Annotated in this window: 10 protein-coding genes; 3 read left to right on the forward strand and 7 right to left on the reverse strand. The window is 63.2% G+C overall.

Annotated features, from left to right (window positions below):
- Positions 1-79: 79 nt before the first annotated feature.
- The 7 genes from TBU01S_RS21800 to ppk2 all read right to left on the reverse strand — a co-directional run bounded on the left by TBU01S_RS21800 (position 80) and on the right by ppk2 (position 6,833).
- Positions 80-577 carry a MarR family winged helix-turn-helix transcriptional regulator gene (locus TBU01S_RS21800; RefSeq protein WP_068639594.1) on the reverse strand — a complete coding sequence of 166 codons (498 nt, stop codon included), beginning with the start codon at positions 575-577 and terminating at the stop codon, positions 80-82.
- A gap of 267 nt (positions 578-844) precedes the next feature.
- A complete protein-coding gene (locus tag TBU01S_RS21805) occupies positions 845-1,798 on the reverse strand; it encodes a branched-chain amino acid ABC transporter permease (protein WP_068639595.1) in 954 nt (317 codons plus the stop codon).
- Between the two features lie 34 nt (positions 1,799-1,832).
- Positions 1,833-2,714, reverse strand: coding sequence for a branched-chain amino acid ABC transporter permease (locus TBU01S_RS21810; RefSeq protein WP_068639596.1), 882 nt, complete (start codon positions 2,712-2,714; stop codon positions 1,833-1,835).
- Positions 2,715-2,785: 71 nt separating this feature from the next.
- Entirely contained in the window at positions 2,786-4,000 is a 1,215-nt protein-coding gene (locus TBU01S_RS21815) for an ABC transporter substrate-binding protein (RefSeq protein WP_068639601.1), read from the reverse strand.
- 58 nt (positions 4,001-4,058) lie between these two features.
- Positions 4,059-4,781, reverse strand: a complete 723-nt coding sequence (locus tag TBU01S_RS21820; RefSeq protein ID WP_068639597.1) for an ABC transporter ATP-binding protein — start codon at positions 4,779-4,781, stop codon at positions 4,059-4,061.
- Between the two features lie 18 nt (positions 4,782-4,799).
- On the reverse strand, positions 4,800-5,567 hold the full coding sequence (locus TBU01S_RS21825; protein WP_068639598.1) for an ABC transporter ATP-binding protein: 768 nt from the start codon (positions 5,565-5,567) through the stop codon (positions 4,800-4,802).
- Between the two features lie 324 nt (positions 5,568-5,891).
- Positions 5,892-6,833, reverse strand: coding sequence for a polyphosphate kinase 2 (ppk2, locus tag TBU01S_RS21830; RefSeq protein ID WP_068639599.1), 942 nt, complete (start codon positions 6,831-6,833; stop codon positions 5,892-5,894).
- A gap of 175 nt (positions 6,834-7,008) precedes the next feature.
- Between ppk2 and TBU01S_RS24625 the strand changes: the two genes are divergently transcribed.
- From TBU01S_RS24625 to TBU01S_RS21840, 3 genes are all read left to right on the forward strand, one after another.
- On the forward strand, positions 7,009-7,491 hold the full coding sequence (locus TBU01S_RS24625) for a type I restriction-modification system subunit M N-terminal domain-containing protein (protein ID WP_217999678.1): 483 nt from the start codon (positions 7,009-7,011) through the stop codon (positions 7,489-7,491).
- Positions 7,449-8,852 carry an HsdM family class I SAM-dependent methyltransferase gene (locus TBU01S_RS24925; RefSeq protein WP_245651013.1) on the forward strand — a complete coding sequence of 468 codons (1,404 nt, stop codon included), beginning with the start codon at positions 7,449-7,451 and terminating at the stop codon, positions 8,850-8,852. Before TBU01S_RS24625 ends, TBU01S_RS24925 begins: the two co-directional genes overlap by 43 nt.
- Positions 8,853-9,033: 181 nt before the next feature.
- Positions 9,034-9,913: Abi family protein (locus TBU01S_RS21840; protein WP_068639600.1), on the forward strand; the 880-nt coding region annotated here is incomplete at its 3' end.

The raw sequence follows: 9,913 nt of genomic DNA on the forward strand, positions 1-9,913 counted from the left end.
CCAAAAAAGAGCGGCCCGAAGGCCGCTCAAGCTGCTGTCTGCATCCGTGGCGCCAGACGGCACCTCGACACAGTGAAACTCATTCGGTAAACGGCAGGGGCTGCATACCGAAACCTTCGTCCAGATCGCGAATCTGCAACAGGAGCCCGTCCAGCTCGTTCTGCAGGCGCTGCAGTTCTTCTTCATCGAGCAGGCGAAGCCCTTCGACCAGCACCCCTCTCGCCGGTGACGGCGCCCGCCCGAGCATGGCCTCGCCCTCGTCGGTCAGGTACAGCCTCACCACGCGCTGGTCGGCGCTGGTGCGCTCCTTGCGGATCAGGCCGCTGGTTTCGAGGCGATCCACCATGTTGGACGCGGTCGACTGATGCAGCGCCATCCGCTTGGCCAGTTCCCCAACGCGCAAACCCGGCGATTCGATCAGTTCCTGCAAGACCCACAATTGCGCCCCGGTCACTCCGCTCTGGCGCTCGATCCACTGGGAATGCCGCTGGGCGGTGCGGATGAGAACCCTGAAACGCTGAAGAACCGACAGCGGGGTCGCGGGCTTCCTTGTCTTGTGTTGCTGCGTTTCCGCCATTTGAATCTTGCTCCAACTATATTTGCCTGAATCAGTATTGTCAAAACTACTTCGCGACCACTCGCGCCTCGCATGGTAGCGATATCGTCCGCCTTCCGCAGGCGAGGATGTCGCATCTCCACACACATGCCCATTTCGGCTCGCCTGAAGCTCGCCGTCGCGCCGACGCGCATGGCCCGGGGTAAACGATGAGCGGGGCGGCTGCATGACGCAGCCGCCCCGCTCATCGTCGATATCAGCGTGGCTTGTTCCAGCCGGGAAAACCGATCAGCGGATACCCGCGCGCTGGATCAGCGCCTGCAGCTCGCCGACGATGCCGCGGCGGAACAGCAGCACGCAGACGACGAAGATCACACCCATGATGACGGTCACCCACGAGCCCACCGAATCGGCCAGCTCGGTCTGCAGCGAGACGATGGTGGCCGCGCCGACCAAGGGGCCCAGGATGGTGCCCAGGCCGCCGAGCAGGGTCATCAGCACCACCTCACCCGACATGTGCCAATGCACGTCGGTCAGCGACGCGAGCTGGAACACCAGGGTCTTGGTCGCGCCGGCCAGGCCGGCGAGCGAGGCCGACAGCACGAAGGCCAGCAGCTTGAACTTGGCCACGTCGTAGCCGAGCGACACCGCGCGCGGCTCGTTCTCGCGGATCGCCTTCAGGATCTGGCCGAAGGGCGAATGGATGGCGCGGTAGATGATCGCGAAGCCGATGCAGAACACCGCAAACACGAAGTAATACATGGCGATGTTGTTCGACAGGTCGATGATGCCGAACAGGTGGCCGCGCGGCACGCCCTGCAGGCCGTCCTCGCCGCCGGTCGCCTTCCACTGCAGCACGAAGAAATACACCATCTGCGACAGCGCCAGCGTGATCATGGCGAAATAGATGCCGGTGCGCCGGATCGCCAGCACGCCGAACACCCAGCCCAGTGCTCCTGCCGCCAGCGTGCCGCCGATGACGCCGACTTCCGGCGTCACACCGAGGTCGCGCACCAGCATGCCGCAGATGTAGCCCGCGCTGCCAAGAAAGGCCGCGTGGCCGAAGGACAGCAGGCCGACGAAGCCCAGCAGCAGGTTGAACGCGCAGGCGAACAGGCCGAAGCAGAGGATCTTCATCAGGAAGGTCGGATACATCGCGAACGGCGCAACCAGCCCGATCACGAACAGCACGCCGAACAGCAACGGCGTGGCGCGGGCGAACATCGAGTTCGTGTTGTTCATCTGTCTCTTTTCCCCTGTCTCTTTCCCTGTTCGCTCAAGCCTTGCCGAACAGGCCGGCCGGCCGCACCAGCAGCACGATCACCATGATCACGAACACCACCACCGCCGAGGCCTCGGGGTAGAACACCCGCGTCAGGCCTTCGATCAGGCCGAGGCCGAGGCCGGTCAGGATCGACCCCATGATCGAGCCCATGCCGCCGATCACCACCACGGCGAAGACGACGATGATCAGGTTCGCGCCCATCAGCGGATTCACCTGATAGACCGGCGCCGCCAGCACGCCGGCAAATGCCGCCAGCGCGACGCCGAAGCCGTAGGTGAAGGTGATCAGCAGCGGCACGTTGATGCCGAGCGCCTGCACGATCTGCGGGTTCTCGGTACCGGCGCGCAGGTAGGCGCCGAGCTTGGTCTTCTCGATGACGAACCAGGTGCCGAAGCACACCGTCAGCGCCGCCACCACGACCCAGCCGCGATAGATCGGCAGGAACATGAAGCCGAGGTTGATGCCCCCTTGCAGCAGTTCAGGCACCGGATAGGACTGGCCGGAGATGCCGTACTGGTCGCGGAACAGGCCTTCGAAGATCAGCGCCAGGCCGAAGGTCAGCAACAGGCCGTAGAGATGGTCCAGCTTGTACAGCTTGCGCAGCATCGTGCGCTCGATCACCACGCCCAGGGCGCCGATGATGATCGGCGACAGCAACAGCGCCACCCAGTAATTGACGCCGAACTTGGTCAGCGCGATCCAGGCGACGAACGCCCCCATCATGTACTGCGCGCCGTGGGCGAAGTTGATGATGTTGAGCAGGCCGAAGATGATCGCCAGGCCGAGGCTGAGGATGGCGTAGAACGAGCCGTTGATCAGCCCGACGAGCAACTGGCTGCCGAGCAGCGCGCTGGGGACACCGAATATTTCCATACGAGACTCCCGCACCGGAACGGCCAAGCCGTTCCGGTGCGCAGCGAAGTGCGGTTCTTTCCGCGATCAGATCACTTCTTAACCAGCGGGCAGACCGATTCGGACAAGGGCAGGAAGGCTTCCTCGGCCGGAATCGTCGCGCGGATGTGGTAGTAGTCCCACGGCCCCTTCGACTCGTCCGGCGTCTTGACCTGCGCCAGATACATGTCATGCACCATGCGGCCATCCTCGCGGATGCGGCCGTTCTTGGCGAAGAAATCGTTGATCGGCGTCTTCTTCATCTGCTCCATCACCTTGCCCGCGTCGTCCGAGCCGACGGCATTGACCGCGCGCAGGTAGTGCAGCACCGACGAGTACTGGCCCGCCTGCACCATCGTCGGCATCTTCTTGTGCTTGTCGAAGAAGCGCTTCGACCAGGCCCGGGTGTCATCGTCGAAATCCCAGTAGAAGCCGGTGGTCAGGTACATGGTCTGGGCGTTCTGCAAACCCAGCGAATGCACGTCGGAGATGAACATCAGCAGCCCGGCCAGTTGCTGCTTCGGCGTGATGCCGAATTCGGCGGCCTGCTTGATCGCATTGGTGGTGTCGGCACCGGCGTTGGCGAGGCCGATGATCTGCGCGCCCGAAGCCTGCGCCTGCAGCAGGAAAGACGAGAAATCCGACGCCGGGAAGGGATGGCGCACCGAACCCAGCACCTTGCCGCCGTTGGCGACGACGACTGCCGACGAATCCTTTTCCAGCGACTGGCCGAAGGCGTAGTCGGCGGTCAGGAAGAACCAGTTCTTGCCGCCCTGCTGCGTCACCGCCTTGGCCGTACCGTTGGCCAGCGAATAGGTGTCGTAGGTGTAATGCACGGTGCGGTCGTTGCACTGCTCGTTGGTGATCGGCGTGGACGCCGGGCCGCTCATCAGCGCGATGCGGTCCATTTCCTTGGCGATCTTCATCACAGCCAGCGCAGTGGAAGTCGTCACCAGCTCGGTCACGGTGTCGACGCCGTCGCGCTCGAACCACTGGCGCGCCCTGTTCGATGCGATGTCGGCCTTGTTCTGGTGGTCGGCGGACACCATCTCGACCTTGAACGCCGGCTTGGCCTCGGCGATGAAGTCGTCGATCGCCATCTGGGTGGCGAGCACCGCGCCCGGCCCGGCCACGTCGGAGTAAGTGCCCGACATGTCGGTCAGCACGGCGATCTTCACCGTGTTGCCGGAAATCTGCGCACTCGCGGCACCGGACAGCGTTGCAAAGGCGGCCGCGCAGGCCAGGGTCGTCAGCTTCTTCATCTGCATCATGATCTCCCGTCTCTTCCTTCTCGGTTGTGATACGCAGGGCTGTGCGGCATCCCGCTCAGACCCCAAGCGTCTGGTGCAGCCAGTCCATGCGGCCAGGCAGTTCCTCGGCGCTGATGGTGGCGATGATTTCCCCGTGCTCGAGCACGTAGTGGCGGTCGGCCAGCGGCGCGGCGAAGCGGAAGTTCTGCTCGACCAGCACGATGGTGAAGCCACGGGACTTTAGCTCGACGATGACTTCGCCCAGCTTCTTGACGATGACCGGCGCCAACCCTTCGGTGATCTCGTCGAGCAGCAGCAGCTTGGCCCCGGTGCGCAGCACCCGCGCCATCGCCAGCATCTGCTGCTCGCCGCCCGACAGCTTGGTGCCCGGGCTGTTGCGGCGCTCGAGCAGGTTGGGGAACATGCTGTAGATCTCGTCCACCGACATGCCGCCGCTGGCCACCTGCGGCGGCAGCATCAGGTTTTCCTCGCACGACAGCGAAGAAAAGATCGCCCGCTCCTCGGGCACGTAGCCGACACCGTAGCGCGCCATGCGATGCGTCGGCTCGGCAATGACTTCCTTGCCATTGACCATGATCGAGCCGCTGCGGCGTCCGACCAGGCCGAGGATGGACTTCAGCGTTGTCGACCGGCCCGAGCCGTTGCGCCCGAGCAGGGTCACGCATTCGCCGCGCGCCACCTGCAGGTCGATGCCGTGCAGGATGTGCGATTCGCCGTAGAAGGCATGCAGATCGTGGATCCGCAGCATTTCGGGGTGGGGATGGAAAGCGCTGGTCATGTCTGCGTTCGCAACGGATCAGTGGTGGGCGTCGTTGATGTCGTCGGAGCCGACGTAGGCTTCGAGCACCTTCGGGTTCTTCGACACCTCGGCATAAGGCCCTTCGGCCAGGATGCTGCCGCGGGTGAGCACGGTGATGCGGTCACACAGGTTGGCGACCACCGACAGGTTGTGCTCCACCATCAGGATGGTCCGGTTGGCCGACACCTTGCGGATCAGCTCCACCACGCGCGCGATGTCCTCGCTGCCCATGCCCTGGGTGGGTTCGTCGAGCAGCATCATCTTGGGCTCGAGCGCCAGCGTGGTGGCGATCTCCAGCGCACGCTTGCGGCCGTAGGGCATCTCGGCCGTGACCGTGTCGGCGAAGCCGGCCAGGTCGACCGATTCGAGCAGTTCCATCGCCCGATCGTCGAGCACGCTGAGCGACTTCTTCGAACGCCAGAAGTGGAACTCGGTGCCCAGCGAGCGCTGCAGGCCGATGCGCACGTTCTCGAGCACCGTCAGGTTGGGGAAGGTCGCCGAGATCTGGAACGAGCGCACCATGCCGCGCCGGGCGGTGGCGACCGGCGCCTCGCGGGTGATGTCCTGGCCCTCGAAGCGGATGGTGCCCGAAGTCGGCGGCAGGAACTTGGTCAGCAGATTGAAGACCGTGGTCTTGCCCGCGCCATTGGGGCCGATCAAGGCGTGGATATGTCCCTTCTGCACTTTCAGGTCGACATTCGACACGGCGACGAAGCCCTTGAACTCCTTCGTCAGACCGCTCGTTTCGAGGATGAACTCGCTCATGTTCCGTTCCGGAAGGCTGCCGCCGCGGGTGTCGCGGAGGCGTGATGGTTTTTGCGCATCAGCTTATATCTTTTTTTTATAGTCCGGCAATTTTCCGTCAGCCATCGTTCCGGACAAGCATCGTTTACCCCGATTGCGCACCTCCCGCACCGGACTGCAGCGCCTCCCTGGACGGTCTGAACAGATCAGTCCCTGTTTATCGTTTCCCGATTTTTGTCCGTCGGCCGCCACCGTCGAAACAGGGCTCCACAAAAGCAACGCGCCTTGCTGACGATGAACATCAGCAAGGCGCCATGGTTTCGAGCATCGCAGCCCGAACGCGCGTCAGTAGCGCTCCGGCACATACATGTCGTCGGGCACGGGATTGCGGATGTAGTCGGGGTTATAGACGCGCGGCGGCAGCCTGACCTCGGGATACGGGATGGCCTCGTAGGGAATCTGCCCCAGCAGATGGCTGATGCAGTTCAGCCGCGCCTTCTTCTTGTCCACCGCCTGCACCACCCACCACGGCGCCTCGGGGATGTGGGTGCGTTCCAGCATGACCTCCTTGGCCTTGGTGTAGGCCTCCCAGCGGCGGCGCGACTCCACGTCCATCGGGCTCAGCTTCCACTGCTTCAGCGGGTCGTGGATGCGGGCGAGGAAGCGCGCTTCCTGCTCGTCGTCGGTGATCGAGAACCAGTACTTGATCAGGCGGATGCCCGAGCGTACCAGCATGCGCTCGAACTCCGGCACCGAACGGAAGAACTCCTCGTACTGATCCTCGTCGCAGAAACCCATCACCCTCTCGACGCCGGCACGGTTGTACCAGCTGCGGTCGAACAGCACGATCTCGCCGCCCGCAGGCAAGTGCGTCACGTAGCGCTGGAAATACCATTGCGTGCGCTCGCGGTCGTTGGGTGCGGGCAGCGCCGCAACCCGGCACACGCGCGGATTCAGGCGCTGGGTGATGCGCTTGATGACACCGCCCTTGCCCGCCGAGTCGCGGCCTTCGAAGATCACGACCACCTTTTCCCCGCTGCGCTGCACCCAGTCCTGCAGCTTGACCAGTTCGCCTTGCAGCCGCAGCAGTTCACGGAAATAGGTACGCCGGCCCAGTTCGCCCGCCGGCGCATCGTCGTCGATGCCCAGGGCTTCGAGCACACTGGCGTCACCCAGGCGCATGTCGTCGATTTCCTGCTCGAGTTCCTCGTCGTAGCTGTCGATCACGTCGAGCCCGATGCTGCGAAGAACCTGTTCGTTGCGGTTGAAATCGGCGCGGTCTTCCATAGTTGGTGTCCGTATGCGGGAAGACAGCAGGCTACAAGTCGATTGTGTCGGTTGTGTGACGTAGCCCCGTCTGCCCTACCGCCAGAACCCCCGTAAAATCAGCAGCAAGAAAACCCTTACTCCGGCCCATGCCCATCAAATACGTAGCCGGAATGCTCAAGACACCCGAAACCGCATGAACCACCAAACCCTGTCATCCTTCATCTGGTCCGTCGCCGACCTGCTGCGCGGCGACTACAAGCAAAGCGAATACGGCCGCGTCATCCTACCCTTCACCGTGCTGCGGCGGCTGGACTGCGTGCTCGAAGCCACCAAACCCGCGGTACTGGCCGAGTTCGCGGCCAAGATCCGTGCCGGCCTGAACCCCGACCCCTTCCTGCTACGCAAGGCGGGCCAGAGCTTTTACAACACCTCGCCGCTGGATCTGGGCAAACTGCTCGGCGACCAAGACCACATCCGCCAGAATCTCTACGCCTCTATATCCAGACCTTCTCGCCGGCGGCACGCGACATCTCCGAGCGCTTCGACTTCCACACCCAGGTCGAGCGCCTGGCCAAGGCCAACCTGCTCTACCTCGTCACCGAGAAGTTCGCCAACATCGACCTCCACCCCGAAGTGGTCGACAACGCCAGCATGGGCCTGGTGTTCGAGGAACTGATCCGCAAGTTCGCCGAAATCTCCAACGAAACCGCCTGCGAGCATTTAACCCCGCGCGAAGTCATCCGCTTGATGGTGAACCTGCTGTTCATCGAGGACGACGACGTGCTCACCCCCGGCAACGCCGTGGTGCGCACCATCTACGACCCCACCGCGGGCACCGGCGGCATGCTGTCGGTAGCCAGCGAACATTTGCAGCAGCACAACCCGCAGGCGCGGCTGACGATGTACGGGCAGGAACTCAACGATGAGTCCTACGCCATCTGCAAGGCCGACATGCTGATCAAGGGCCAGGACGTGGCCAACATCGTCGCCGGCAATACCCTCAGCGACGACGGCCACGCCCGGCGCAAATTCGACTACATGCTGTCCAACCCGCCCTTCGGCGTGGAATGGAAGAAAGTCGAGAAAGCCGTGCGCCAGGAACACGAGCAGAAAGGCTTCGACGGCCGCTTCGGCCCTGGCCTGCCGCGTGTGTCCGACGGCTCGATGCTGTTCCTGATGCACCTGCTGTCCAAGATGCGTCCGGCGCAGGACGGCGGCAGCCGCTTCGGCATCGTGCTCAACGGTTCGCCGCTATTCACCGGCGGCGCCGGCAGCGGCGAAAGCGAAATCCGCCGCTACGTGCTGGAAAACGACCTGGTGGAAGCCATCATCGGCCTGCCCACCGACATGTTCTACAACACCGGCATCGCCACCTACGTCTGGATTCTGTCCAACAGGAAACCCGCAGCCCGCAGGGGCTACGTCCAGCTCATCGACGCCAGCGGCTTCTGGCAGAAGATGCGCAAGAGCCTCGGCTCCAAGCGCAAGGAAATGAGCGACGCGCATATTGCCACCGTGACGCGGCTGTTCGGCGACTTCACCGAAGCCGAATGGATCACCGTATTCGACGCCGCCGGCCAGCCTGTGGGCGAACCCCGGCTCGTCACCGAGTCCGACACCCCACCAACCGCCCCCGAAGGCGGCCGGCTCAAGCGCGTGCCGGTCGCACGCATCTTCCGCAACGAGGAATTCGGCTACACCACCCTCACCGTCGAACGCCCGCTGCGTGACGAAGCCGGCAACGCGGTGCTGGGCCTCAAGGGCAAGCAGAAAGGCAAGCCCCAGCCCGACAGCGCTCTGCGCGACACCGAGAACGTGCCGCTGACCGAAGACATCGGCGAATACTTCCGCCGCGAGGTGCTGCCGCACGCGCCCGACGCCTGGATCGACGAAGACAAGAGCAAGGTCGGCTACGAGATCCCGTTCAACCGCCACTTCTACATCTTCGAGCCGCCGCGCAGCCTGCGTGCGATCGACGAGGAACTGAAGGCTGTGTCGGCCAACATCATGCGGATGCTGGGGGAGTTGGCGGAATGAGCAAGACCATCATCCCCACCGGCCATCGAAATACGGATGAATTCGTCTCGCGGAACGGTACGGCCGTTCGAGCAAGGAGATTGCCTTCAGGTAACTTCTCGGGTATACTTCGCGGCAACACACCCGCCATGCCTCTCAACGATGCACACTCTGGCGGGTTTTTTACGTCCAGGGGTTGCCGATGAGTCTCTACGACAAACCCGCCGTCAGCCTCGACGAACATCTAAGCATTCTGCTCCAGCGCGGGCTCGCCATTCCCGACGAACAGCAGGCCAGACATTATCTGGCCAACATCAGCTACTACCGTTTGTCGGCCTATACCCGGCCGTTCTACCTGCCGAACCAGCAGAAGCACTCCTTCTTGCCGGGGACGAGCTTTGCCGACGTGCTCCACCTGTACATCTTCGACCGAGAGCTTCGTCTACACCTGCTCGATGCCATCGAACGGCTCGAAATTGCCTTGCGTACCCAACTCGCGAACACCTTGGGCGAACATCACGGCCCCCATGGTTATCTGGCCGCTACGGTGTTCGACTCCCGCTACCGGCATGACTGGTTGATCGAGAAACTGGAGTCGGAAGCACGCGCGCGAGATGTGGAAGCCTTTCTCGCGCACTACCGGAACAAATACCGCTCGGCACCACCGCAGCCACCCATCTGGATGGCTGTCGAATTGCTCACCTTCAAGGAGGTCTCGACGCTTTTTGCCAACCTGCGGCTGCCTCAGGATACGCAGCGCATTCAGGCGCATTTCGGCTGGCCTTACACCTTGCTCAAATCCTGGTTCCGCAGCCTCTCCGATCTGCGCAACCTCTGCGCCCACCACTCACGTGTATGGAACCGCGAGTTCGGCAGCCGTCCTGAGATTCCGAAGCGGCCGCCCGAATATTGGCCGGTAGTGCCGGAGCACATCGCGACGGGCGCTCACCTGCATCCGAAGCAAACACTCAGCCCACGCCGCCGCCTCTACCTGCAACTTGTCGTCATCGAATCGCTGATGAGACGGGTCTCCCCGGAAAGCCAGTGGGCCGAACGCCTCGTACAACTGCTCGACCGCTACT

Source organism: Thauera butanivorans NBRC 103042 (assembly GCF_001591165.1).
In the GTDB taxonomy this organism is placed as follows: Bacteria; Pseudomonadota; Gammaproteobacteria; order Burkholderiales; family Rhodocyclaceae; genus Thauera; species Thauera butanivorans.